This is a genomic window from Paraburkholderia phenazinium (assembly GCF_900142845.1).
GTDB lineage: Bacteria > Pseudomonadota > Gammaproteobacteria > Burkholderiales > Burkholderiaceae > Paraburkholderia > Paraburkholderia phenazinium_A.
This window is the reverse complement of sequence record NZ_FSRU01000001.1, coordinates 200,246-225,791: the sequence shown is the minus strand read 5'-3', so window position 1 is coordinate 225,791 and position 25,546 is coordinate 200,246. Positions and strand designations below refer to the sequence as shown.

General features: G+C 62.5%; 26 protein-coding genes. 12 read left to right on the top strand and 14 right to left on the bottom strand.

Annotation, left to right across the window (positions count from 1 at the left end; all coding sequences use genetic code 11):
• Positions 1–25 precede the first annotated feature (25 nt).
• Both BUS12_RS01075 and BUS12_RS01070 read right to left on the bottom strand, forming a co-directional pair.
• On the bottom strand, positions 26–322 hold the full coding sequence (locus tag BUS12_RS01075) for a winged helix-turn-helix domain-containing protein (protein ID WP_074293838.1): 297 nt from the start codon (positions 320–322) through the stop codon (positions 26–28).
• Complete coding sequence (locus BUS12_RS01070; protein WP_074293837.1) at positions 323–874, bottom strand: hypothetical protein; 552 nt, start codon at positions 872–874, stop codon at positions 323–325. It abuts the gene before it with no gap.
• Here BUS12_RS01070 and BUS12_RS01065 point away from each other — a divergent pair.
• From BUS12_RS01065 to BUS12_RS01050, 4 genes are all read left to right on the top strand, one after another.
• A complete protein-coding gene (locus BUS12_RS01065) occupies positions 873–1,619 on the top strand; it encodes a GNAT family N-acetyltransferase (protein ID WP_083640191.1) in 747 nt (248 codons plus the stop codon). The genes BUS12_RS01070 and BUS12_RS01065 overlap by 2 nt on opposite strands.
• A gap of 75 nt (positions 1,620–1,694) precedes the next feature.
• Entirely contained in the window at positions 1,695–2,465 is a 771-nt protein-coding gene (locus BUS12_RS01060; protein WP_074293835.1) for a class I SAM-dependent methyltransferase, read from the top strand.
• 333 nt (positions 2,466–2,798) lie between these two features.
• A complete protein-coding gene (locus BUS12_RS01055) occupies positions 2,799–3,278 on the top strand; it encodes a hypothetical protein (RefSeq protein WP_074293834.1) in 480 nt (159 codons plus the stop codon).
• A 20-nt stretch (positions 3,279–3,298) separates the two neighbouring features.
• Entirely contained in the window at positions 3,299–4,147 is an 849-nt protein-coding gene (locus BUS12_RS01050; protein ID WP_143788220.1) for a hypothetical protein, read from the top strand.
• Here the strand turns inward: BUS12_RS01050 and BUS12_RS01045 are convergent.
• From BUS12_RS01045 to BUS12_RS01025, 5 genes are all read right to left on the bottom strand, one after another.
• Entirely contained in the window at positions 4,144–6,699 is a 2,556-nt protein-coding gene (locus tag BUS12_RS01045; RefSeq protein ID WP_074293832.1) for a penicillin acylase family protein, read from the bottom strand. The two genes, BUS12_RS01050 and BUS12_RS01045, sit on opposite strands and share 4 nt — an antisense overlap.
• 194 nt (positions 6,700–6,893) lie before the next feature.
• Positions 6,894–7,721 (bottom strand): alpha/beta hydrolase, encoded by an 828-nt coding sequence (locus tag BUS12_RS01040; protein ID WP_074296949.1) that lies wholly within the window; start codon positions 7,719–7,721, stop codon positions 6,894–6,896.
• Between the two features lie 54 nt (positions 7,722–7,775).
• The gene (locus BUS12_RS01035; protein WP_074293831.1) at positions 7,776–8,546 is read right to left on the bottom strand and encodes a DUF4118 domain-containing protein; all 771 of its coding nucleotides are present in this window, start codon (positions 8,544–8,546) and stop codon (positions 7,776–7,778) included.
• A 194-nt stretch (positions 8,547–8,740) separates the two neighbouring features.
• Entirely contained in the window at positions 8,741–9,538 is a 798-nt protein-coding gene (locus BUS12_RS01030; protein WP_074293830.1) for a MipA/OmpV family protein, read from the bottom strand.
• Positions 9,539–9,829: 291 nt separating this feature from the next.
• Positions 9,830–10,993 (bottom strand): porin, encoded by a 1,164-nt coding sequence (locus BUS12_RS01025; RefSeq protein ID WP_074293829.1) that lies wholly within the window; start codon positions 10,991–10,993, stop codon positions 9,830–9,832.
• Positions 10,994–11,342: 349 nt separating this feature from the next.
• Between BUS12_RS01025 and BUS12_RS01020 the strand changes: the two genes are divergently transcribed.
• The 3 genes from BUS12_RS01020 to BUS12_RS01010 are packed head-to-tail and all read left to right on the top strand — an operon-like array spanning position 11,343 to position 13,100.
• Entirely contained in the window at positions 11,343–11,897 is a 555-nt protein-coding gene (locus BUS12_RS01020) for a cytochrome b (protein WP_074293828.1), read from the top strand.
• Positions 11,898–11,927: 30 nt separating this feature from the next.
• Positions 11,928–12,488: a YceI family protein gene (locus tag BUS12_RS01015; protein WP_074293827.1), complete on the top strand. Its 561-nt coding sequence runs from the start codon at positions 11,928–11,930 to the stop codon at positions 12,486–12,488.
• Between the two features lie 27 nt (positions 12,489–12,515).
• On the top strand, positions 12,516–13,100 hold the full coding sequence (locus BUS12_RS01010) for a YceI family protein (RefSeq protein WP_171991570.1): 585 nt from the start codon (positions 12,516–12,518) through the stop codon (positions 13,098–13,100).
• A 121-nt stretch (positions 13,101–13,221) separates the two neighbouring features.
• Here the strand turns inward: BUS12_RS01010 and BUS12_RS01005 are convergent, their stop codons facing one another.
• The 4 genes from BUS12_RS01005 to gcvA all read right to left on the bottom strand — a co-directional run bounded on the left by BUS12_RS01005 (position 13,222) and on the right by gcvA (position 16,703).
• Entirely contained in the window at positions 13,222–13,716 is a 495-nt protein-coding gene (locus tag BUS12_RS01005; protein ID WP_074293825.1) for a cupin domain-containing protein, read from the bottom strand.
• Positions 13,717–13,876: 160 nt separating this feature from the next.
• Complete coding sequence (locus BUS12_RS01000; protein ID WP_074293824.1) at positions 13,877–15,073, bottom strand: aminotransferase class V-fold PLP-dependent enzyme; 1,197 nt, start codon at positions 15,071–15,073, stop codon at positions 13,877–13,879.
• A 137-nt stretch (positions 15,074–15,210) separates the two neighbouring features.
• Entirely contained in the window at positions 15,211–15,684 is a 474-nt protein-coding gene (locus tag BUS12_RS00995; protein ID WP_074293823.1) for a RidA family protein, read from the bottom strand.
• A 101-nt stretch (positions 15,685–15,785) separates the two neighbouring features.
• The gene (gene gcvA, locus BUS12_RS00990; protein ID WP_074293822.1) at positions 15,786–16,703 is read right to left on the bottom strand and encodes a transcriptional regulator GcvA; all 918 of its coding nucleotides are present in this window, start codon (positions 16,701–16,703) and stop codon (positions 15,786–15,788) included.
• 170 nt (positions 16,704–16,873) lie between these two features.
• Here gcvA and BUS12_RS00985 point away from each other — a divergent pair, with 170 nt between their 5' ends.
• Complete coding sequence (locus BUS12_RS00985) at positions 16,874–17,578, top strand: YceH family protein (RefSeq protein ID WP_074293821.1); 705 nt, start codon at positions 16,874–16,876, stop codon at positions 17,576–17,578.
• An 18-nt stretch (positions 17,579–17,596) separates the two neighbouring features.
• On the opposite strand, the gene BUS12_RS00980 is transcribed toward BUS12_RS00985, so the two are convergent.
• Positions 17,597–17,881, bottom strand: a complete 285-nt coding sequence (locus tag BUS12_RS00980) for a hypothetical protein (RefSeq protein ID WP_074293820.1) — start codon at positions 17,879–17,881, stop codon at positions 17,597–17,599.
• 261 nt (positions 17,882–18,142) lie between these two features.
• Between BUS12_RS00980 and BUS12_RS00975 the strand changes: the two genes are divergently transcribed.
• Complete coding sequence (locus BUS12_RS00975; RefSeq protein WP_253189978.1) at positions 18,143–19,045, top strand: glycoside hydrolase family 191 protein; 903 nt, start codon at positions 18,143–18,145, stop codon at positions 19,043–19,045.
• Positions 19,046–19,092: 47 nt separating this feature from the next.
• Here BUS12_RS00975 and BUS12_RS00970 read toward each other — a convergent pair whose 3' ends face one another.
• Positions 19,093–19,959 (bottom strand): hypothetical protein, encoded by an 867-nt coding sequence (locus BUS12_RS00970; protein WP_143788219.1) that lies wholly within the window; start codon positions 19,957–19,959, stop codon positions 19,093–19,095.
• A 286-nt stretch (positions 19,960–20,245) separates the two neighbouring features.
• Positions 20,246–22,732 carry a penicillin acylase family protein gene (locus BUS12_RS00965; RefSeq protein ID WP_083640190.1) on the bottom strand — a complete coding sequence of 829 codons (2,487 nt, stop codon included), beginning with the start codon at positions 22,730–22,732 and terminating at the stop codon, positions 20,246–20,248.
• Between the two features lie 545 nt (positions 22,733–23,277).
• On the opposite strand from BUS12_RS00965, the gene BUS12_RS00960 reads away from it, so the two are divergent.
• The 3 genes from BUS12_RS00960 (at position 23,278) to BUS12_RS00950 (ending at position 25,525) form a co-directional block, all read left to right on the top strand.
• The gene (locus tag BUS12_RS00960) at positions 23,278–24,237 is read left to right on the top strand and encodes a hypothetical protein (protein ID WP_253189977.1); all 960 of its coding nucleotides are present in this window, start codon (positions 23,278–23,280) and stop codon (positions 24,235–24,237) included.
• A 114-nt stretch (positions 24,238–24,351) separates the two neighbouring features.
• Positions 24,352–24,843: a GNAT family N-acetyltransferase gene (locus BUS12_RS00955; protein ID WP_074293816.1), complete on the top strand. Its 492-nt coding sequence runs from the start codon at positions 24,352–24,354 to the stop codon at positions 24,841–24,843.
• A gap of 115 nt (positions 24,844–24,958) precedes the next feature.
• Positions 24,959–25,525, top strand: a complete 567-nt coding sequence (locus BUS12_RS00950; protein ID WP_171991569.1) for a cysteine hydrolase family protein — start codon at positions 24,959–24,961, stop codon at positions 25,523–25,525.
• The last annotated feature ends 21 nt before the right edge of the window (positions 25,526–25,546 follow it).

The following is a 25,546-nucleotide window of genomic DNA, read 5'->3' as shown; positions in this document are numbered from 1 at the left end:
CACCGCAACGCGTCACCGGGGTGCATCAAGGCGTACCGTCGAGAATGCCGCGCAGGTAATCGACGTAGCGCTCGAACGCGCGCCGGCCCGCTGTGGTCAGCGCTACGCGCGTGCGCGGTTTCTTGCCGACAAAGTCTTTAGTGATCTCGATGTAGCCGCACTTCTCCAGTGTGGCGAGATGCGCGCCGAGATTGCCTTCAGTGGCGTCGACGATGGTGCGCAGCCGGACAAATTCGATGGGCTCGCGGTTGGGCAACGCCTTGAGCGCTGCCATGATCTTGAGCCGAACCGGCTGGTGGATGGTTTCGTCTAGATGATCCATTTACGCGGTCCTCAGCCACAGACCGGCCAACATTAGCGCGCCGCCGCCTACCACCGCCATCCAGAGGAAAAAGTAGGCGGGAAACAGGTAAAAGCCGACGACGGTGAGTGCCGCCATGGCGATACCGGTGATCGCCAACCGGACCCCGATCCATATACCGCCCAGCACGTAAAACAACGCGACGATCAGAGCCATCAGCGCCGCGGATTGTTGCCCCGAGAACGGCTGAAAAATGTTAAGGATGACGATGTAAAACACGAGAATGGCGGCGATAGAACCCAGCCAGCGCCACGCGATGCTATTCGATGCTTCCTGCTTGCCTTTCCCGCCGAGGTACATGCATCCGGCTATGCCGATCACGTCGAGCGCGATCCACAGCCGCGAGGCGAGGGTGGGGAAGAAATGCGTCATGGCAAAACCGATCAGCCAGATGACGCCCCAAAGCACCAGCATGGGCGCGAACCGCTGGTACTGATAAAGCTGGCCGCTGCGGTGGCTAACCGCCTCGACTTCGCGCAGGGCCTGCGATGCTTGCTCGGAGGAGAGTGTCATGATGACTCCATCGGTGTCGTTTCAGAGTACTCTATACGGCAGAGTGAAAAAGTGCAAGGACTCTGTTTGTGCGATTTTGGGGTTGGGGCGCCGTCTGTTGCTGGTTCAGGGTCAGCAGGTGTGCGCGCCAGGACCATTTGGTAGAGTGGCGGCGTCACCGCAAACCAGAGTCAAGAACGAGATGAACGACACAAAACAACCCTACCCGACTGTTGTTCAAACCCGGCGATTCGTCCTCTCGCCACTTAGGGCGACTCATGCCGAACGGATGTTCGAGGGACTCAGTGACGAACGAGGCTACGACTTTATCCCCGAGATGCCGCCTGCCAACGTGGGCGCATTGGCGGACCGATACACACGCCTGGAAGGTCAAGTCTCGCGTGACGGTCAGGAAGTCTGGTTGAATTGGGTGATCGGTTCGGCGAGCGAGCCGACGCTATACGGCCACGTGCAGTTCACGATCAGACCGGCTGAGCAGCGCGCGTTCGTTGCCTATTTCGTTTTTCCGCGCTATCAGCGGCAGGGGATCGCGTCGGAGACGGTGGCCGCCGCCTTGTCGAGCGTGGCCGCGACATTTCAGGTCACCCAGATCGACGCGGAGATCGATACGCGAAACGCAGCATCGATCGCGCTGGTGGAGTCGTTGGGCTTCGTTCGCACTCGCGTGGTCGAGCATGCCGATGAATTCAAGGGCGCCGTCAGCGATGAATACCACTATTCGTTCCACGTGTCCGGCAAGCGCTAGGCTGACCGGCTGTCCAGAAGACTCACAGTCGCGTGTGCAAAGCGCCCCTTTATACAAAGCAAAGGAGTTTGCCGAGTGAGCCATGATCCCGCATCAACTGTCACCCTGGCGCCGCAGAACATTTACGACGATACGACCTTCTTCGAAGGCTATAAAGCGCTTCGCGACAACGACACAGGCCTGAACGGCGTATTGGAAATTCCCGCCCTGCATCGCCTGTTGCCTGATCTCTCGAACCTGCAGGTGCTCGATCTGGGCTGCGGCTTCGGCGAGTTCGCGCGTTTTGCGCGAACGCAAGGCGCGGCCTCCGTGACCGGTGTCGATATCTCGAAGCGAATGCTCGAAGAAGCCGCCACACGGACAAGCGATGCGTCGGTGATGTATCTGCATTGCCCGATCGAGCACTACCAGCCGGCACCGGATGCCTTCGACCTCGTCGTATCCTCGCTTGCGCTGCATTACATCGAAGACTATGCGGCGCTGGTCGAGCGCGTGTTTCAATGCCTGAAGCCGGGTGGTCGCTTTCTGTTCTCGGTGGAGCATCCGGTGTGCACCGCGTATCCGGCAGGCTGGGCTCGCGATAACGAGGGTCGCAAACGACACTGGCCGGTCGATCACTACCGTCAGGAAGGCAAACGGGATACGCGCTGGTTTGTCGATGGCGTGATCAAGTATCACCGCACCGTTGAAACCTACATCAACACGCTGATCCAGGCGGGCTTCCGGCTCGAGCATCTCGGCGAACCGGCGCCTTCCGCAGAGGCCTTGAAGGTTCGTCCCACGCTCGAGGACGATTGCCGTCGGCCGCCGTTTCTGTTTTTACGCGCTTTGCGGCCAGTGGGTTAGGCGCGCGGATGGCCTTCGCTACAAGCAAGCATGTCATTCTTTGAACCGCGGCCACTTTCAAGCGTGCCATCGTTTTCACCCGCCACATTTCCCCTGCCTTAAGCATTCCCTAGTCATTCGGCATAATTGCAAATGAGAATCGTTTGCAATTATGCCGAAACTGTCCCATTATTAAGCGTGCCTCAACGTGGTGATTTTCCTGCGCATGCTTTTACTCGTCCTACCTGTTCAAACTGACTTGACCGTTCTCGGCAAAGCGCATCACTGCGCGCGTCTGGCATTGCGATCGTCCAGGGCTGCCGTCCACCGGCCACTCCTTAAACCGGAGGTTCCATGAATTTCCATAGCTCATCCGCAGTGATGCATTCACTGCTGGACGATCCATCCAGCTCGCACGCCGACGAAGCCGAGCAGACGGTCCTGAACGCGGTTCGCACCTGGTTGCGTCCGCGCTGCGATGCACAGGGCCGCAACGGCGACTGGCGCGACGTGCTGTCCGACGCCGGCGTGACCGTCGACGGTCTCGGTTATTTCGACCTCCTGATGGGTCTGCTGCGACGCTTTGCCTATCGACGCATCGACACGCGCTGCCGTTGCGCGAGCGACCTCGCGAAAGACGAAGCGTCGCTGCTGCAGACCATCGCGTTGCTGCAGCGGGTGCGCAGCGATGCCGCCGTCGAGTTGCTCAACGACTGGCTGCCCGAGCCTGCGGTCAGCGGTGCGCTTAAGATCGTGCGCTGGTTCGCGATTGCGTTGCTCGATGCAGGACTCGTGATTCAGGTGCGCACGCGCCGCGTCACTTATATGCACTGATTGAGCGGACGAGTCTTTGCATGTCGGTTAACTCTTCAATCGCAATTGCGGCAATCGCGGACGAAACACCGGTACCGTCCCACCCATCCAGTCCCGCCCGAGTCGACGGTGCCGACGTTGCCGTTGTGCCGGAACTCGAATTTGTGCCTTGTAGCCTCGCGTACCGGCACGCCGCCGGCATGGTTCATCCGAAAGACGGAGAGTTGCTGCTATGGCGCTTTCGTCCGGAATGGCATCTGGTGTCGAAGGATGAGGCCTACGCGCGTCTTTCGAAGGCCGAACTGGCACGCGTCAGGAGTCATCCCAATCCCGCGCTCGGCAAGCGCTTTGCCGTGGGCCGTGCGGTGATGCGCGAGATTCTGGCCCACATGGTCGGCTGCGCGCCCGGCGACGTCGAACTGACGGAGGATGAGCGCGGTCAACTGCGTCTTGCGAACGCCGGCCCGCGTGAACCCATCGAAATCGCTATCGCTTATGCGGGGATCTGGATCGTGATCGGCGTGAGCACGAGTCCGCTCGGACTCGCGACCCGTGTACCGACGCTGCCGGACAATGCCGCTAGCGGTCACCCGGAAGCCACGACGCGGTCGCGCCGAACCAAGGCGAGCCGGTCGATCGAAACACGAAGCGGCGTGCGCCACGACAGCCTCACGATCGCAGCAGGGACGCCCGTGCTGAATGCCGACGCGCACGTATTGCGGCAGGATTCGGCGAGCTTCGTGATCGATACGCCCGGCGCCATGCGCTGGCACATTCTCGACCTGCCGATGCCCGGCATCATCAGCGCGGCAGCCGCGGTCGCTCAACCGTTGACGCGCGTGCTTGCGTTCGGTTGGGCGGGGCGCGACGGCCGGACTATCGCACGCTAGCGCGACGCCCCATTCAACGAAGCCGGTGCCGTCAGCACTTGAGCGGCCGCTGCCGCATCGCGCGCAATCGCTGCGTCGCTGAACGGCACGCGCAACCAGCGTTGCTTCGCGTACTTGCGCGTGCCGTCGGCGTAGTGCGGAGAAGCGGGATCATCCGATTCCGATGAGGCGAGCATCGTGTCCGCCACGACCTCGCCCTGCTCGAACCGCACTATCTGCAGATAGCTGTTGCCGTCCGGATTGACGTCCATCGAATACGCACGCTGATCGAAAGGATGCTGGGCGCACGCTGCAGTGAAATAACCGCCCTCGCTGCAGCCGCCGAACAGTGGAATGCGCTCGTCATTGCGTTGTACGTAGAGCGCCTGGCTGCGCGGGGCGTCGATAGGGATGCCGGCGCTCTGCAAGGCCGCGAGTGCCGCGCGCATCGCTGTCGCGAGTTTGGCGCGGTCGACCGCGATGCCGGACGGCGTCGTCAACGGCCGCTGCGGATCGAACGGCACGGCGTATAACTGCGAAGCGGGAAGATCGTCGAGGCGTCGCCAGAATTCGTCCCACAGCGTCGCGCCGCGTGCATCGACCGCGCCCGTATCGTTCCATGCTGCCAGAACCGTGCATGCCTGCTGCAGATCGCCGGCGTTAGCGGACCCTCGTGAGCCATCCGCGAGCGGCGCGGACGCCGGTGCTGACGTCGTGGTTGCCGAATCAGTCGTGCACAAGCGATCGAGCACAGGCTGCTTGAAGAGGATCGCCGACATCGAGCGGCTGTCCAACGCCACACGCTGCAGCGCGCCGGCCGACACGCCTGCCGGATCGGCCTGCAGTTGCGCGGCGATGGTGTGGCCAAGGCGGGTACGCAGGGACTGCGCGGTGTCGCTTGCGCCGATCACGCGTGCATAGCCCGTCAGCGGTTCGGCCGGATTGGCGAGCCAGAAGCTGCCGTTGAAATTGCCGACATAGTCGCGCCGCAGCAGGCTCGGCATGTGGGCGACCGGCAACGCTTGCGGCTGCACGGAGTCGCGCTCGACCTGCCAGTCGCATGCGCTGTGTGCGCCGTCGAGGAACGGCACGCCAGGCATGAAGCGAGCGAACGCCTTGCCGATCGCCGTCGTGCAGCTTTGCGCGAGACGATCGGGGACATCGGGTACGGCGCCGATGTCCGCGTACCACACGCGCGGATCGTCGCGGCCGATCGCGAACGTATTGACCCACGGCATCGCCGCATTGCGTTTCTGGATGCGGATGAAGTCATCGAGCGAGCGCGCCTGATTCCACTCAAGGAAGTTTTCGAAGACGCGGAAGTTGTCGGCGTTGATATCGCGCAGCGCGAACGCCTGCTGTGCATTCCACGCAAGCGCTGGCGATTTCGAACTCAGGTTGACCAGAGGACCGAAGCGCGAGCGGTATAGCGTTCGCGTGACTGGATGCAGGGCGCCATCGGCCGCACGGACCTGGACCGTCACGCGCGTGGGGGTCATCGTTTCCACGTGTCCATCGTATTGATAGGACGTGGGCGACCCCGCCACGAGGCTTAACTGAAACAGACCGAAACGCGCTGCGGTGGAGACCGTATGGGTCCACGCGACATCGCGGTTAAAGCCGATCATCGTTACGGGGACGCCGAGAAGCGACACACCGCTGACGTCGAGCTTACCGGGAATCGTCAGTTGTGCCTGGTAGAACCGGTCCGGTCCGGTCCAGAACCAATGCGGATTGCCGAACAGGAGGGCGCTGTCGTTGTGCGTCGCATCCGCACCGAACGCGAGTCCGTTGCTGCCCACGCCTTCATGGCCGCCGAAATGGGCGAGCGGCGCGGTGGCGGCCACGCTAAGCGAGGCCGGCGAACCTTGCGGCGTGGCTGGTGAGCGCAGCGGCGTGGCCGAGGCGGCCTGATGCGGTTGCGATTCCGTGACCGCGCCGGGCGGCTGAGCCGTTGCAATGGCGGACGCGAAGCGCGCCGCGCCGCCCGCGAGATTCAACGCATAGAGACGCCGGTAGATGTCCGCCGAGCTGATCTTGCCCACCCACGGCGCCGAGCGGCAGGCCGCATGCGCGCCGGCAGATTCACCGTGGGTGAGCTCGTCCACATAGCGGTTGTAACCGCTCGCGAAACCGTCGACCAGCGCGCGCATCGGTTCGCTCTGGGCGTTGCGGTAGCGCGTCACGGCCGCATTGTCGTCGATGAAGCGGAAGAAGAAGTCCGCGTCGAGATTGGTCGGTTGACCGAAGGTGGCCTCGCTTGCGGGCTTGGCATCGGCGCCGAAGTAGCGTGAACGCTCGCCCCGGAAGGTCACGAAGGCATCGGCCATCGTGCACAGGTTGTCCTGCGCCTCCACGTAGCCATACCCGTAGCCAAGGCTGCCCCAATCGTCCGCCTTCAGATGCGGAATGCCCAGCGCAGTGCGGCGGATCTCGACCCGGTAAGCCGGCGTGCCGGTGTCGGCGTGCTGCTGGATGTCTGAGGAAGGTGCAGTGCAACTGAGTAGGGCAAGCGCGATAGGGACAGCGAGCAGCAGACGCGCGCTGCGGATCAGCAAAGGTATCAGACGCATGGAGTGGTGGGCCGTGCAGGGGTTTCGGAAGGCGCTAGCCGGGAGCGCAGCCGCATGGGAGGTCCGCAGCTGACGGACTTCTTCGACGCTTGGGGTTGCCCCACGTCAGGCCCATACTAATGCGAATGATTCGCAATTACAAGCAAGCGCAACCTTCACGGTTCTTTCATTGCGTTACGAACCCGGCGGCCCGCTCAGCTTCCCAACGCGGCCAGTTGCCTCAGGCGCCGCGCCAGCGCCTTCGATACGACCTGCGATTTCGCGCCGTTGCCGATGCCGCGCGCGGCTTCGCTCTCGCGCAGGAACGCGGCGGTCTCGCTGGCCACGATTTCGCGTTCGTTGTCCGACGTGATCATGTGATACGAGTCGTCGAGGTAGATCGTGCGCAGGAACGGCGAGGCAATCTTCGCTGCGACGTAGTGCGCGTTGCGAGGATTCGCGGTCTCATCGTCGATGGCATGGATGATCAGGCAGTCGGTGGCGATATCCGCGAGCTTTGCACGCACGCGTGTCGCAAGCCGGCTGGCCTCGCGTAGCGCGGGCAGTGAAATGGTCGACGGTCCGACTTCGCTGATGCCGTTGCGCTGCATGGCGCGAGCGATCTTGGCGCGCAGCGCTTCGTTGCGTAGTCCGAACGGCGACGCCTCGCGATATCGCCAACGGCTGCGCAGCGGCGTGTAGTACGCCCAGCCAAGCAGAAAGCGGTACCACGGGATCGCCCAACCGTCGTACGAGAGCGTGACCGACAGCAGCACGACCGCATGCGCCGTCGGCCGCTGGTTGACGACCGCCAGCGCCAGCGCGGCGCCCACCGACAAGCCGCATACCGAGACGCGGGCATAGCGCTTGGCGAGTTTGTCGAACTCGTGCACGGCGGCGTCGACCCATGCCTGCATGTCGCGTTCGCTCGTCCCCGCGCTGTAGCCGTCCAGCACTGGCGCAAAAGCGGTGAAGCCCTCGTTGTTCAGATGACGCGCGAGAAAGCGCATTTCGAGCGGTGAACTCGACAGGCCGTGCAGCATGAGCACGGCGTGCTCGCCGCCTTCCTGGAGGATATGTTTGGCTCGGTCCAATGCTTAATCCTCGATGCGCAGGACCAGGAAATCGCCGGCGTGTGTCGTAAATCGCTCGCCGACGCAATCGACAGGCTTGTAGTGGTGCTCGCCGCTCTTGACGCGCAAGCGATGACTGCCGGGCGAAAGCGTGTTTTGCAGACGTGCGATATCGGCCGGATGGACCGAGGAAAAACGGCTGCCCGGCGCACTGGTATGCGGCAGCGTGCTGGCGCTGCTGGCGGCGTGCTCGGCATCCGGACGCAACGACGCTTTCCGGTCGAGCGCCTGAATCAGAATAATGGTGTCGTGGTAGTGAGGCAGATGGCGCAGCAGGCGATGCGTTTCGTCGATCGTGCGAAGTCGCAGCGCACGGTTATTGTCCGCGCGCAGCAGCATTTCATAGCGCGATTTCGCCACTGACGCGAATAGCTCGGCACGGAACTGCATGCGCCGCAGCCGTTCGATCAGGGCAATGATGAAGATCGTCAAGGTTGGATACGAAAGCAGCAGCCTGACGTCGTGGTAATCGAATACCGAGAAATCCGCATAAGGGGGAACAAACAGATAGTCGGCAATCACGAGTCCGACCAGCATCACGGTCAAAGCCGGCCCCAGCCCGAAAAAATATTCGATGAGGGTGGCGGCGACGCAGAAGAATGCGCCCGGCATGGCCGGACCGACGAATGGATTGAGTAAAAGGCGTACCCCGCTCGCCACCGCCAAAGCCAGGCACGCGGCAAGCCAGGCCCGGGAACCGCGTGGCGCCCACCGTTTGGCGTTTTGAATTTTCACAGCACCGCGTGCTTCGTAGCACGCTTAATTTAGAGATTGGGCGCCAATGGTATCGCATTCGCTGGCCGGCGACATCGATTTTGCTAGCACTAATGTGAAGAAAACGCTACAGGGTCTCCGTTTCCGTATGTTTCGGTTGCTTACACAATCGACAGGTTTGGGTGTACTCACTAATCGGCACGCGAGGCGAGCCGTTAGAACGTGTACGTCAGTGCGAGCGTGTCCGTGTTTTGCTGAACCCGCCGTGTAATCGGACTGGAAGCAGAGTTGCCATACAGACGGGCAAATTTCAGCTCGACGGTGGCGATCAGCGATTTGGTGATCAGATAATCCGCTTCGACCGTGACGTAGCCCGTCGCCGCGCCGCCGTGCGCGTCGTAGACAGGCAAACCGGACGCTGCGCTCTGGCTCGGCGTCACGCCGAAAAACGTTTGCTGGTAGGTCCCGTTCGTCCACGTGACGCCCGGCCCCGCGGTTAGATACAGCTTTTTGCCGACCGGCAGCGTGAGGGTGGCGTTGGTGTCCACCACCAGCCCTTCGCGGTTGCCGGCAATGTCCTGGGCCGCCGAGGTCGAGAACGTGAAAGCCGATTGCGTGTAGGTGAGGAAGGCCTTGGCGCGCGGCGTGGCGGGCACATTCTGCAGGCCGCGCAGCCGTGCGTCTTCGCTGGTCTCGCGCTCGGTGAAGTCGTATTGGAGCGCGAGGCCCGCGCTCCAGTTGGCGTTGTTGACGAAATACACCCCGAACAGCATGTCTTCTTTGGCGAAGAAGCGATTCTTGTATTCGATGTCGAACGCCGGAAACGGTCTGAGCCGCATGAAGTTCGCGCCCGGATACGCGGGTTCCCATTGCGCTTCGGCGCCGACGGTCACGGTCCAGTCCGGCGCGGCGGTGGTGGTGTTGGCCGGGGCCTGTTGCGCAAACGCCGCGACAGGCGCCAGCAGGCCGGCAAGCGCCATCAGGCCGGCGCCGAGTTGGGGTGACGAAAGCATAGTGCTCGTTCGGAGAGGAGGAAGATCTCTGAGGCGGGACTGTGCGGTTTAAACGCTTCGGTCCTCTATTTAAGCCTCATTGTGAAGCCCGGAAGATTCAGGGCGCGCGTGATTATGAGGGATGCAGCGCAAACCTGCACGCCTTGTCAAAAGCAAAGCGCTGTACAGACGGGGGACACGAGGGGAGATTGAACCGTTGACGCATGCCTCGGCGGGAGGCGTGCAGCGGGCCGCGCGCAGCAGGCGCGGCCCGTGTGGGTCAAGTGTGAAGGCGTTGAACCGTGGCGCAGATTAGAACTGGTGACGCAGGCCGACCGTCACCGCAACCTGGGTACCCGTCGACGAAGGCGACAACGTATTGATCGTGGCATCGCCGAGTACCGAGCCGGTCCCTGCGCCATGGACGTGTTGATACACGCCTTCGACGTAGACATCGGTCCGCTTGCTCAGCGAGTAATCGGTTTGCAGCGTGAACTGATTCCACTCCGGCGATGCGCTGGCGCCACCGTTGCCGTACGAGCCGTCCGTGAAGGTGTACGCACCGGCGAGGCTCAGGCTCGGCGTCAGCGAGTAGCGTGCATTCACTTCGTAGTTGTCGAGGCGCAGGCCGCCACCCAGAGCGGCGTAACCGTCGCCGCCGGCAAACACGCTCGAGAGGTTGTCGATCTGCGAGTGGGTCCACAGCAGGCCCACGTTAGCCGGACCGAACGCATAGTTGCCGCCTGCGCCCCAGATGCGTTGACGTTGCGCGACGAAGTCGGCGCTGCCGTCGTCGAGCGCGACGGCGCCGTTCGGATTCGTGTCGCTTACGCCGCCGCCGGCGTTGTTGAGCTGCAGGTAGCCGGCCGCCAGGTTCAGGGGGCCGTGCGCATACGTGGCGCCAAAGCCATAGGCGCGGTTGTTCGAGAAGCCGCCGGCCTTGTTGCTGAACGCGTACATGCCTTCAACCGTGAAGCCGCCGTAGGTGTTGCTGGTGTACTTCACCGCGTTGTTGATGCTCATCGAGTCCGCAGCGAGGTTATCGTTGTTGAACGGATGCGCGGAGAGGTTGCCGCCGTAGCTGCCGCCGGCTGACGAGATCGGGCCGAGCACGTCGTTGACGGTGTCGAACTGGCGGCCGAGCAGCAAGGTGCCGAACTGATCTGTTTGCAGCCCGACGTAGGCCTGCTCGCCGAACGCGTCGCCCGCGTTGTAGAGGCTGCCGTTGTTCAGGTTGAAACCGTTTTCCAGTTTGAAGATGGCGTGCAGGCCGCCACCCAGGTCTTCCGAACCCTTGAGGCCATACACGGTGTTTTCCGTGGCGGCGCTGGTTTCTTGCCAGCTGTTATGGCCACCCTGATTATTCGCAAACACGAGACCCGTATCGATAACGCCATACAGGGTGACGCTGCTTTGCGCGTGCGCGGACAATGCGAATACGCCTGACAGCGCGAGTGCCAGCAAAGACTTCTTCATGCTTTTAAGCTCCATGATGTAGCGGGGACTGCGAGAGTCAATCGCCCTAAGCGGTCATACCGTCGTACGGCTTGTCCATGCAGGCCGTACCGCCGCGTCGGGAATCCTGCGGGGTCGTAATGAACGAGAACCGCGATGCTACGGGTTCGGAAATAAAAACGTTGTATAAAGTGACGGCGCTAATCGCGCCAAAAAAGTAAAGGCGAGCCGGCCATTTACGTCGCTGGAACAACAATCTGTTCTCTTTCAATGCGCTATTCACGGTGCATGTCCGCTCATAGAATCGCTTCCTCAGCCTGTTCGTCTGCGTCGTGGACGAACTGCCCTCAAGACGCCAGCAAAGTTGACGATGACGACAGTTCTGCCGCTTAAGCAGCGATATAGCGCAACCGCAATGGGCCTTCATTGGCTTATCGCGCTGCTGATCGTGGCCGGTTTTTATCTCGGCTGGATCATGACCGATATCCCCGGTTTCACGCCCACCAAGCTCAAGTACTTTTCGTGGCACAAGTGGATTGGCGTGACCGTGTTCGTGCTTGCCGTGATTCGCCTCGCCTGGCGCCTGACGCACCGCGCCCCGGAGATGCCGCCCGGCATGGCGCCGCTGCAGAAGCTCGCAGCGGAAGCCGCACACGTGTTTCTGTACGTGCTGATGCTGGTGATTCCGGTCACGGGCTATCTGTACAGCTCGGCAGCCGGGATTCAGGTGGTCTATCTGGGCATCGTGCCGTTGCCGACGCTGATCGGGCCGGACGCCGCGCTGAAGGTCATGCTGAGAATCGTCCACATCTGGTTGAACTACACCTTGCTCGCGCTGGTGATTGTTCACGTGCTGGCGGCGCTGAAGCATCACTTCATCGATCGCGACGGCTTGCTGGCGCGCATGATCCCTTTTCTTAAGTAGCTCTCAAATAGCCTCACGCTCAAGGCAGATATGAAAACTCCTTTCCTTCGCTGGATCCTGGCCGCGACCGCGCTGACCTCGCTGTGCCTCGGCGTGGCGCATGCGCAGGTCGATACGTCGAAAAGCACGGTGACCGCCACGTCAAAGCAGATGAACGTGCCCGTCGACGGGACGTTCAAGAAGTTCACGGCCCAGCTCAACTTCGATCCGGCCAAGCCGGCCGCGGGCAGCGCCAAGCTGAGCATCGATACCGCCAGCTACGACCTCGGCGACGAAAGCTACAACCAGCAGGTGCGCGGCAAGGAATGGTTCGACGCCGCGCAGTTTCCGAATGCGACGTTCGTCTCGAGCGCGATTGCGCCGGCGGGCGGTAACCAGTTCAAGGTCAGCGGCACGCTGACCATCAAGGGCAAGTCCGAAAACGTCACGGTGCCGGTCACCGTGGCGCAGCAAGGTACGACTCAAAGCTTCGACGGCGCATTGCCGATCAAACGCAGCCAGTTCGATATCGGCACGGGCGAATGGAAGGACACGTCGGTTGTCGCCGACGAAGTCGTCATCAAGTTTCACATCGTGGCAGCCAAGAAATAAGCCGCACAACCCACCTGGAGAATGATTTTGAAAAAGCAACTTTTGGCTGTAGCCATCGCCGCAGTGGCAGCAGGCGCATCGTTTGGCGCAATGGCCGCTGACGTGACCTATACGCTCGATCCGACCCACACCTACCCGAGCTTCGAAGCCGACCACTTCGGCGGCGTCTCGATCTGGCGCGGCAAGTTCAACAAGAGCAGCGGCTCGGTGACGATCGATCGCGAAGCGAAGACGGGCACGCTGGAAGCGACCATCGACATGACCTCGGTGGATATCGGCAACGGTACGCTGGATACGGAGTTGAAGAGCCCGAAGTTCTTCGACGCCACGCAATTCCCGACGGCCGTCTATAAGGGCACGTCGATGAAGTTCAACGGCGATGTGCCGGTCGAAGTGATCGGAGAGTTGACCTTCCACGGCGTGACGAAGCCGCTGAACCTGAAGATCGAGTCGTTCAAGTGCTTCCAGAACCCGATGCTCAAGCGCGAAGTGTGCGGCACGGAATCGACGGCGACGTTCGACCGTTCTGACTTCGGCGTTGACTTCGGCAAGACGTATGGCTTCAAGATGGCCACCGTTCTGCACATCCAGGCGGAAGGCGTGAAGCAGTAAGCGAGGATGAGCCCGCTACGCGATGGCGGGTTGCCTTGATGGACGCCCCGGTCTGAGATGACCGGGGCGTTTTTGCATGGGGCGTTGGTGCTGCGCTCGCGTGAAGGCGCGTGTCGGCCCGTTAAGCCTTGCTGCCGGACGGCTTGCCGTCATGCGGACCCATCGGACGCACGGGCCAATCCACCCAGCGGTCCTCGCGGGTGGCTTCGTGAGCCTCGTTCATCGGATAGCGAATCCGGTTTTCCTTCTTTTCGGTCTCGCCGATGACCAGCAGCCGCACGTCGTGATCTGTGTTGTTGATGAAGGTATGGCAAATCCCGGTGCCCGCCGGAAACGCGACCGAGTCGCCCGGCTTCAGCGGATGCAGATGGCCGTCGATCCACACATCCGGTGTGCCTTCGATCACAAACACGAATTCTTCTTCCGCACTTTCGGCATGCGGGTACGAGCTCCGGCGGCCGGGCGGCAGGCGCATGTGGTGAATGCCGATGCGCTGCAGGCCCAGTTTCCTCGCGAGCGGCGCGCCGATACCGAGCAGTTCGGTACTGCCCTTGTAGTGGGCGTCGTCCGCACTCTCCAGCTCGGTCCAGTGGCGGATGAACTCGGGTCGTTCCATCAATGTCTCCTTGTATGGGCGTTCCTTGCGGGTCCGCCGTGCACGGGACGGCCGCACCCGTTTTGATGGCGCGCCGCGTGCGACGATCTTACTGCAGCCAGGGAAGACTTCGTACCGCTACAAAATTCTCCGTGCGTTGCGCCGCAAGCGCGTTGCCGCCTTAGCGGCGCAACGCGCGCAGATGCTCGAGCAGCCTGTCGATTTCCGCCTCGGTGGTCAGATAGCTCACGGATGCGCGAGCTATCGTGTCGAGACCCCGGGCAGTCATATCGAGCGGCGTGTAGGCCACGCCGTTGCTGCCGATCGATATGCCCTGCGCGGCCAGCGCGCGTTGCACCGCGGCCGGCTCGTGGCCCGCCAGGTTGAACGCCACCAGCCCCGAGCGTTCGCGGCCCTGATCGAGGACGGTCACGCCATCGATCTGCGCCAGCTCGGCGCGCAACGTCTGTGCAATGGTGTCGATGCGTGCGCGGATGTGGTCGAGGCCGATATCCAGCGCCTCCTGCAGCGCGTTGGCCAGTCCGCAGCGCAGCGCCGGCGCCAGTTCCGACGGTTCGAGGCGCGCGGCGTCGGCCCGCAGGATGGGCTCGCCGCTGGCATCGAGCGGTGCCGAATGGGTGTCGACGAACGCCGGCGTGAGCTGTGGCAGAAAGTCCTGCCGCACATACAGCAGGCCGGTGCCGCGGGGACCGCGCAAGGCTTTGCGACCCACGGTGGTCAGGACATCGCAGCCGATCTGCTGCACGTCGACGGGCAACTGTCCCACGCTTTGCGCGCCATCGATGAAGTACGCAATGCCATGGCGACGCGCAATCTGGCCGATGTCCGCCGCCGGATTGATGAGGCCGCCGTTGGCCGGCATCCACGTCAGCGCGATCAGGCGCACACGCTCGTCGAGCATTGCCTCGAGCGCTTGCGGATCGACGGCGCCGCTGTCGTCGGAGGGAATCGTTTCGATCGAGGCGCCGGCCCGTTGCGCTGTCAGGCGCATGGTTGCGAGATTGCCGCCCCATTCGTGGCGCGCTACGAGGATACGGTCGCCTGGCCGCCACGCGCCCAGCGCGGCGAATGCGCCGCCCCAGGCCGACGAGTTGCCGGTCGTCACGGCGATCTCCGACGGCTGCGCGTTGAGCAGTCGAGCCGCGAGTGTGCGGGCCTGTTCCGTTTGCTGACGCGCTGTCACACCTGCTTCCATGGGACCCTGGGTCGCTTCGCGCCAGAGGTGCTCGCGGATCGCTTCCAGCGTAGCCGTTGACGGCAATGACGAACCGGCGTGGTTGAAGTGCGTGATGTGCTGCGTACCCGGCGTCTGGGCGCGCAGCGCTTCCACGGCGGCAACGGTAAGAGGGGCTGGCATGCTTGGGGTGCTCCAGTGGGGCGGGCAGGGTTTAGGGCTGCGGTTTGCAGGCTGCGCTTCAGGGCTGTGACTCACGCTTGTGACTCACGGCTGTGAATCACGGTTGTGACTCAGACCCTGCGTACGAGGGTCACGTTTCAGGATTGCGTGAGCGAGACGATGGCCTCGACTTCCACGGCCACCCCGGAAGGCAACGACGCGACGCCCACCGCGCTGCGCGCATGCCGGCCGGCGTCGCCGAACACCTGCACCATCAGATCCGACGCGCCGTTGCCAATCGCGCTCTGACGATTGAACTCCGGCGTACTGGCGACAAACACGCCAAGGCGCACGATGCGCGCCACGCGGTCGATCCGGTCGCCGGTAGCGGCGGCAATCTGCGAGAGGATGCCGAGCGCGGCGAGACGCGCCGCCGCGATGCCGTCTTCGTCCGTGACATTGTCGCCGAGGCGGCCCAGGTATGCAGCCTGGCCGTTCTTGCGCGAGATCTGCCCGGAAATGAACAGCAGTTGACCGTCCTGCACGAACGGCACGTAGTTCGCGGCCGGCGCGGCGGCGGATTCCAGGGTGAGGCCGAGTTCAGCGACGCGAGCGGTGAGGGAGAGGCTCATGGTGGGTGTCTCAATGGAATGAATGAACGACCATCCTATGGTGGCCGCCGCCCGCTGACCAATGAATTCTTGCCGGCGACACGTGAGCCAAACTCATGCGTTCAGTCTGGCGAATCTTGCGCGGCCATCTGCATCAACCATTCGCGGAAGGCCGTCGCGGCTTCGCTCTCGCCTGTCGCCGTGCGCGGCGTGACGAGCCACCAGCCGATGCGCGGATCGTCCAGCACCGCGTCGGGCGCCGGCTGGATCAGCGCGCCGCTTGTCAGTTGCGCGGCGATGAGGCGGTGGCGGCCCATCGCGATGCCTTGTCCGGCGAGTGCCGCTTCGACGACGATGTTGTAGTCGTGCAGATGCACCGTCGTTGCATGACGGAGATCGACGCCGAAACGCGTGGCCCAGGCTTGCCATTCGAAGGGCATTTTGGCGTGCGAGGCGAGCAGCGGATAGCGCAGCAGGTCTTGCGGCGTGCGGGGCCGCCGTGCGCCGGCGAGCAGCGCGGGTGCACACACCAGCGAGAGGCGCTCGGACATGAGCTTGCGGGCGCGCACGCCGGGCCAGCCGCCGCGGCCATAGCGAATCGACAGATCCACTTCGCCGCCGGACACGTCCGCTAGCGCGATATCGGGCCGCAGCTGCAAGTCGATACCGGGATGCGCGGCGGAAAACGCCGGCAAGCGGGGCGCGAGCCAGCGTGTGGCGAACGAAGCCAACAGACCCACGCTGAGCTTCATCCGCGCAGCAGTGGGAGCACGCGTTTCCTCGGTGCCTGCGCGCAGCAGTTCGAAGGCGGCATGTACTTTGGCATAGTAGGCGTGTCCGGCAGCGGTCAGTGCGACCGCCCGCGTGCGCCGTTCAAACAGCGGCACGCCTAGTTCGCTCTCCAGCTTCTGGATATGGTGGCTGACAGCGCTTTGCGTAACGAAGAGTTCCTGGGCCGCCTGACTGAAACTGAGGTGTCGTGCGGCCGCTTCGAAAGCGCGCAGAGCAACAAGTGGCGGCAACGGACGCATGGAACGCATGGGGCTGGAGCGAAGACCTGAGTGAGTGCGTCATGCTACCCGTTGTTGCCGGACAGCGCGTGTTTTGCGGTGGCGGGTAATCTGATTATGATGTGTGTCTCCGCCCGACATTCCCGTCAGGCGCACGATCACCGCGTGCCTTCCAGGCGCTGCCCGTAGCGATGTCACTTATGAACTCTACCCCCGATGCTGTTCCGCGCCCCGCCATGCGTCCTCTGACGCCAGTCGAGGCGCGCGTGCTCGGTGTGCTGGTCGAAAAGCAGCACACGGTGCCGGACACCTACCCGCTTTCGCTCAACTCGCTGACCTCCGGCTGCAATCAGAAGACGGCGCGCGCGCCGGTGATGAACGTCACGGATGCCGAAGTGCTCACTGCTATCGACGGCCTGAGGCGTCTCAGTCTGGTGCTGGAAGGCAGCAGCAGCCGTGTGCCGCGTTTCGAGCACAACCTGAATCGCGTGTTGGGCATTCCCAGTCAGTCGGGTGCGTTGCTCACGGTGTTGATCCTGCGCGGTCCGCAGACCGCAGCGGAATTGCGCCTGAATACCTCGCGCCTGCATGACTTCGCTGATATTTCGTCGGTCGAAGTGTTTCTGGATGAACTGGCGGCGCACGAACCGCCGCGCGTGGTGAAGTTGCCGCGCACGCCAGGTGAGCGCGAGAATCGCTGGGTGCATCTGCTGTGCGGCGAAGTCAGCGTGAGCGAAGCGTCTTCGCGTGGCGTCGTGGAAGACGCTGCGCCCTCTGTCGAGGTCGAGACGCTCAACGCGGAAGTGAAGCGTCAGGGTGAGGAACTGCTGCGCCTTCAGACACTGGTCGAACACATGGCCGCCGAACTGGGTATCAACCTCGACAAGTTTGCGCGCGAGCCGTAAAGCGCATTCGCCGACCGGTCAGTCGCCGGGAAAATCCGCGAACGGGTTACCCGTGTCTTTCGTTTCGGTGCTCAGGTTGTATTCGGCGCGTACGGCCTTGAGCACTGCGGCGATGTCGCGATCGAAACCGGCGGCATTGCCGAAGTGCTTCATGTCCCAGTTGCAGCCGCTTGCGTCGGGCTCCTGAAGCTGCGGCCTCGGCACGCGAATCTTCACGCCGTCTTCGACGATTTCATGCAGTCGATGCAGTCGCCGGTTCACCTCCTGCTGCAACTGCGATGCGTTGAGCGTTTTGCGTATCATCGAAATCTCCTTTGGATTGCCCTTGCGAGTGTATCTGGTGTCGCGCTGCCGCCCACCGCGCATGCTACGCTCCGGGAAAATCCAATCAGATCAACCATGCGCTCATTATCTTCTCGTTGTTGGCTCGGGGCTGCGCTCCTTGTTGCGGTACTGTCAGGCGCTTGTGGTGGCGGGGGCGGTGGGGGCGGCGGCAGTGGCCAGGCATCGAGCGGGACGTCCGGCAGTTCCACCAGTTCCGCCAGCAGCAGCACCAGCACGGTCGTGCCTTCGGGGTCAACCAATGTGACGATCGCGGCGGCTCGCAATCTGCCGGCGTCGCCGGTCTGGGCCGTCTACTACGGCACGGCTGCGCAAACCGATATCAATCAGCTCGCCTCGAGTTTCAACGTGATCGTGATCGACGCCGATCCGGGCACCGGCACCCCCAACTTCACGCCCGCGCAGATCACCGCGCTGAAGGCGCATGGCGCGAAAGTGCTCAGCTATCTGAATGTCGGCGCCTGCGAGACCTGGCGAACCTATTGGACGACGGTGCCCACCGGCTTCGTCTCCTGCGGCGCGAACCAGGCGGCGCAACTGGGCCAGTACAGCGGCTACTCCAACGAGTACTGGATGAACGTCGGCAACGCGGACTATCAGAACCTGATCGTCAACTACGTCGCGCCGCGCCTGGCGGCGACCGGCGTCGACGGCTTCATGCTGGATAACTTCGAGATCGTCGGCCACGACGCGAACGCCGCACAAGGTCCGTGCGACGCGAGTTGCAAGCAAGGCGGTCTCGATCTGGTCGCGCAGTTGCGCACGGAGTTTCCGAACGCGCCGATCGTTCTGAACGCGGCACCGACCTCGGCGCTCAACGGATCGAGTGGCGGACTCTCGTTTCCGATGCTGGTGGACGGCAACTTTGCCGAACAGGTATTCCTGCCCTCGCTCGACAGCTCGCTGCTGCAAACGCTGCAGACGTGGAAGAGTACCGAGGCGCAATTGCCGCGCAGTACGTTCTTCACGGGATCGCTCGACTATGTGAGTAGTTGCTCGGCGATATCGACCGCACAAAGCGGCTGGAATGCCAGCATTGCCGCAGGGCTGAGTCCGTCGATTGCGACCTCGGCGCTCAATCAGGTGTGCTGGTGGCCGTTTTTGCCGGCGCTGGCGTCGAACTGAGCCAGTGTATCGGGGAGGCGAGCGGGCAGAGGGCGCGCTGCTCCGGCTTATCCTTCGCTGTGTTCGATCTGGCTGTTAGCCGCGCGGATCTTTGCGCGCGCCGCCTTGGTTGCGTTATCTGCCGGCCAGAAATACAACACCCGGCCTTTGTCGCCTGGCCGCTTGCGGCCGTCGTGCGGCGCTTCGCGCTCCGCCACGTTGAAGTTGGCCGTGGCCAGATCGGGACGGCTGAGCGCTTCAAAGATGCTGGACGCGAGCCACGCAGGAATGAATTCGTCGCGGTTGGCCAGTCCGCAGAGCAGGGCGCTCAACGCCATGAGGGCAAAGGGAGCGCCGGCAAGAACGATCAGAAAGACCGTCAAATCCCAGGCGCTATTGAGCGTGAGTTCGCCCACGTTGATCAGTAGCATGGGAATCATCATTACCCAGAAAAGCAGCTTGCTGACCCACCAGAGATTTTTCATGAGGAGGGCGAAGCCGTATTTGCAGCTCGAATAGATCGACATCGCCGTCTGATCCGGCCGCGCGACTGCCAGCAAAGTCCCTTTCGCATCGACGACTGCGTTCACGTCGTCACCCTCGCTGAAGCAGAGGCCGCTCAGCATGGTGCGGTATTGCGTGCCGGCGATGGTGATATCCATCAGATAGAGAAAATCGGCGAGCGCCGTGAGTTTGACGGTTTGCGAAGCCGCACCGCGGGCCGTCTGATTCAACTGATCATAAATGCCCGATAGATAACGATTCTGCCAATGGTTCATTACCGCCATACCGATTTTTCCGCCTAGCGCGAAAAGAATCGGTGCAAAGATTCGGGCCAGCATGCCGGCCGACGGCTGGCCGGCCGTCTGAAGGCTCACGGGCACACGCTCCATGGAGGTGATTTTCCCATGTATGACGCATAACTGATCGGACATCACTGAAACCTTTTTCGGGGTGTAGTGACAGATTTGGGTTAGCGCTGTCGCGCGTGGTAGCCCTTTGCGAACCGGAAGTTTATCCGAAAGACCGTTTGTTTATATAACGGTATGTAAGGGAGATTCATTAAACGCGAATTTAAGCGAATTGAATTTATGCAGGATAGGAACGCCAGGTAATAGAGAGTAATAAATCCGGCTGTCTATTTCGCTCTACATTCCACTCGACCCGAGAGCGGAATGTAGAGATGGATTGATGACCGCGACGTTTGATCGGGTTGCGTAATCAACGAGCCTGCGGCACCAGTTCAAGCCGATGCATGGCTGCCCCCGGCAAGAACGGCGTGGCGTCGCCATGGACCCACGCTTCATGTCCCGCGAGGAAGTACGGCGACAACGGGTGACCGGACTGACCGCCCGGCATTTCAAAGAAGCCGTCCTGTTCGCGCCCCGGCGAGACGACGATCCGCTCGGAGGCCCCGAACGAAGGCGCTTGCACGCGCGGCATGTTGATGTCGCCCGGCAGCGGATCGTGCGGCGCGCCCAGGGAGGCGCGCAGCCATGGCAGCCACGCCGGCACGATCCGCGCGAACGGATGATCGATCGCCGCGCGATTGCGATCGCCCCAGCGCGCATCTTCGAGTTTCACGCCCGGTGGCAACTGCGTGATGGCATGGTCGATCCGGTCGAGCATGAACGCGCGCCAGTCGGCGCTGCCGTCCGGCACCCATGCGTGATGCGCTGCAAGCGCTTCCATGACCGCGTCATAGCGCGAACTCGCCCCGCGAAAGCCGAGCGGCGGCGTGTCCGGTCCGCTGCCGAAATGGGTTGCGAGGTCCTTGTCGAGCGGGCCGAACCAGGCGTCGTAGAGCGAGAAGTAGAACGCGCGCACGAGACGATAGCCGACTGCGTCCGCATCGGCGCGGCCGTTCCATCCAAGCACGAGGCGCTGGAATTCGGCGCGCTGCGGATGGTCGCGCAATGCGTCGGCGTCGAGCGCTGAGAGAGCGAGACGCCGCCAACGATCGATCCATAGCGCGCGGTCGTCGGTCTGGATGGCGAGCATGTCACGCTCGTTGGCGCGCGGCAGCGCTAGCAGGTCGTCGCGGATCTGCGAGGCGCGCGCGCCGACGTCGGCTCCCGCGTCGCCGAGCAGCGCGGCTTCGGAAGTCGGCAAGGTGTGGTTGTTCGCCGTCCACAAACGCCCGAGCGGCGGGTCGATTCGCGACGGGTACGCATCCGGTGCGAGGTAGCCTTGCCAGCCTTGATAGGTGGCCGAATCAAAGGGCAGGTCGTCGACCGGGTTGTCCTTCGATGCAACCGCGGCGGGGTTCCAGCGCGGCAGCGGTCCCGCCAGCGTCCAGCCGATCTTGCCGTGCGAATCGGCCACCATGAAGTTCTGCGTCGGAATCCCGCTGGTCTGCGCCACGTGCAACGCGTCCGCGACGCTCGTGCTGTCTTCGAGCCGCTGCAGGTTGACATTGACCGCCTGGGGATCGTGAGCGACCCAGTGCAGCGCATAGGCGTGCGAGCCGACCACCCTCTCCGGGCCCCATTGCGTGTCCGCGACGGGCAGATCGACCGGCGTGCCGCCCTTGACGTCAATGCGTTCGTGGTGGATCACTGCACGTCGCCACGCGCCGCCGGGAGCGCGGTATTGCAGCGGATCGGCGGGATTGCGTTGCAGTTCGATCAGGTCAATGAAGTGGCCGTAGCTGTTAGTGAACCCCCATGCAACCTGACCATTGCTGCCGGCGATGACGAGGGGGCCACCGGGCAGGCTGACGCCGGTAATGTGCCGTGGCCGACCGTCCACGCCTGGCCATGTCAGCGAAAGCCGGTACCAGATGTTAGGCAGCGATAGGCCGAGGTGCATGTCGCTTGCGAGCAGTGCGCTACCTTGCGCGCTGTGGGCGGCGTCGACGGCCCAGCCGTTGCTGCCGATCACCGAATCGTCGGTGCTCGGGTTGCGGTCTGCGAGTTCGGTTCCGGGCAACGCGATGCTCGCGGACTTCGCGGCGTGCAACCAGTCGGGACGCGTGGCGGGCGGTGTGGCGAGTTCGACAGCGGGTGGCGTCGCGAGATCGAACGGTGCGTCCCAGTGACTCGCGGTAGGTAGCAGGAAGGCGAACAGATCGGCGGGGACGCGCTCGCGAAGGGCCGCGCGCGAAAGGATCCGGCTGACCTCGTGGGACTGGAGGTCGAAGTACATGGCGTAGATGACGAGCAGCGTGTCCTCGGGGCGCCACGCTGCCGGGTGCATGCGCAATACCCAGTACTCGAAGGGGCGCGATGCCAGCGAAGCGAGTCCGTCGTTGACGCCGGCTGCGTAGCGCTCGACCAGCAGCCGTTGGTCGGCGGGCATCGCGTTGAGTACGATCTCGGCGCGCTCGCGGAACCGGCTCGGGCGATTGCTGCGATCGAGGTCGAGCGCGGCCGGCCCGATTAGCGCGGCCATCTCGCCGGCCGCGACGCGGCGCAACAGGTCCATCTGGAAGAAGCGGTCCTGTGCGTGCACGAAGCCCGTCGCGTAGGCCACGTCCGCGCGTGAGTTGCCGTGTAATGTGGGGACGCCGAGCGCGTCGCGTTCGATCGTGACTGGGGCGGAGAGTGTAGGTGCGGTGTGCGTGCCGTCGAGTTGCGGGAGGCTGGCGCGCAAGGTCATCCAGCTTGCAAGTGCAATCGCGACGAGGATCAGGACGAGCGCGTAGAACGCGCGGATCAACCAGGTCGCGCGCGGACGTTTGGAGGCGGCAGGTGTTGGGCGAATCATCGCGGATCACGGAGGTCGTGGTTTCAGCCTGGTGCGGCATGCCATGTCGGCGAGATGGCGTATGACCATAGCACGGGTGCCGTGTCGGGCATCGGAGGCGACGTTGTTTGATTGATGCTACGGCGTGTTCGCGCGCCTCGATGATTTTCCGGCCGGTAAACAGCGAAACTTTATGCGTAAGGTCTTGATGTAGGCGAGATGTAAAACCGCGTGACTCGTTTGGCTCATCAAACCGTTAAAAGCGCGCTATATCCAGAACAATTCTGGACACCCACATCCGCATCGGATACTTTTGCCGCTGGGCAAAATTATTTAATGAATCGAGGCCATCCCACCTCGAAGAGGGCGACTGGCTATATCCATTCCGATAGCGTCCCGCCCCCTTAAGAAAATCAAAACGCATAAATACAGGTTAACGGGCAATCAAAATGAAAGATATCAAGCGGGCGGGGTTTGCCATCGCAATGGGCTTGTCTGTGTTACTCGCCGGCTGCGGCGGTGGAGGTGGAGGTTCCAGTTCATCATCAACGGCTAATCAGTCTTCATTGAGTGCAGATCAGCAGGCGTTTGAACAGTTCGCACTGGCGCCTAATGCCGTCTATAACCTGAGTTGGTTGTTGCCGCTTTCAGGTACACCCGCACCGAGTACACAATATTTCGTTGAGTCGCATGCATCGATGGCGGCCTCGCCGTCTACCGCAGGGGCGCAGGCGCTTAACGGATCCACGCCCACCTCGATTGCGAATACGCTGAGTGTGCCGAGCGCCACGTCCGTCTCGCGCTATGTGATCAACGGCGCCATTGTAGTGGGATCGGGTTCGCAGGACAGCGTGAGTTATCAAGGCACCGGTGTCAAAGTCAACGCGCTTGCCGCTGACGGCGTGACCGTTGTGGACAGCGTGATACGCAGCGGCTTCTCCGTGGTCCCATTGAGCGGCACCGTCGCGTCTGCTCCGACCGATCTCGCGCATTGGTTGAACTCGCTTTATTTCAATACGGCGCTGCTCAGCACGACGGCCACATGGAACTCGGGCGCCGCTTACGTGAAATACACGTCAACCGAAGTTGCCGACACCTACACGGTTGTCGACTACGACTCTACCGCAACGGCCACCGCAACCAGCACCACAACAGGCACCACCCCGGATCCTGTTCCGGGCGGGACGACGATCGCCGGGTTGATGGCGAACGGTGGCATTTTCCTGGTCGACGACAACACGACTTACACGCTCAGCAACGGTAGCGTGTCGTCGATCAACGGTGTGACGACTTATGTCGCATCCGCCGTGCGGCCGAATCTGACGACGCCGACCTACCGGACCTTTTACGAGCTCAACGGCAACGTCTATGTCGGCAGCCTCGTCAAGGCGGGAACCGTTGTCGGCGGCAACGCCTATCCGGTTGCGGTGTCCGGCGGGGGTTCGACGCCCAATTATTCGGAGCAGTATCAGATTCGCTTTAACGCCGCCGCTGTTGCGAGCTTGCACGCGGCAGTGACGTTCTAAAGCATCTGCACGCGCGGCCCACGCCGGTTCGAACGATTGGCGTGGGCTTGCACATGAACCGGCAAGTTGCATCAGACTGAAGCAGACCTAAGCGAGTCCCCAATGCACCCGAGCATGATCGTTGTTCGCAAGGCCAGCGCGGAGGAGCGTCTGCCGCTCTATCGCATGCTGGAGCTGTACCAGCACGACCTTTCCGACATCTGGGACCAGGACCTCGATGTTCATGGCGAGTACGGCTATTCGCTCGACCGCTTTTGGCACGATACGGACTGCCACGCATTCGTCGCGCTGGTGGACGGTAAGTACGCAGGCTTCGCGTTGGTCGATACGGCGGTCAAAGTCGGACCCGCGGGATTCTGGATGGACCAGTTTTTCGTGCTGAAGAAGTACCGCCGTTCGGGCGTCGGCCGGGAACTGGCGACGCAAGTCTTCGCCGCATTGCCCGGCAAGTGGGAGGTCGGGCAGATGACGGAGAACGCTGCGGCGCAAGCGTTCTGGCGCGGCGTCATCAAGGACTACACGCGCGGCGACTACTGGGAACGACGCCTCACCGACGGCTGGTGGCAAGGCGTCGTGCAAGGACTTGAAGTGAAACCTATCGCCTAGGCCACTCGTTGAAGCGACTTTCCCGGCAGAGCCGGTCTGAGCAAGCTGGCTAGCGAACCCCGAGACTTCCGCTCTCGCTATACTTCATCCACCATGCTCGATGAGGCTTCAGTCAATGCAGGTAACTTCGACTCACGGGGCAGTCCTTCTTTTAATCGACCTGCAACGGGCTATCGACCACCCCGACTGGGGTATTAGGAACAACCTCTCGGCGGAGCAGGAAATCTGCCGATTGCTGACCCGTTGGCGTGCTGAAAAATGGCCCGTCTGGCATGTGCGGCACGATTCTCTCGAGCCGGCGTCGCACTATCGTCCCGGGCAGCCTGGGAATGACTTCAAGCCGGAGGTTGCTCCGGTGCCCGGCGAGCCCATCATTCCAAAGCACACGAACAACGCTTTCATTGGCACGGGGCTCGAAGATCACCTGCGTGGAGGCGGGCATACAACGCTCGTGGTGGTAGGCGTGATCACGAATAACTCCATCGAGGCGACGGTGCGAATGGCCGGGAATCTCGGCTTCGATACCTATCTCGTTCAGGACGGCTGCTTTACTTTCAACCGCATGGATTGGGATGGTCGAATGCGCAGTGCCGAAGAAGTCCATGCCATGTCGTTAGCGAACCTGGATGGGGAATATTGCACGGTGGTCTCAGCAAAGGAATTGTTGGGCGATGCGGAGTAGTGCCGGACCAGCAGCGAAGCC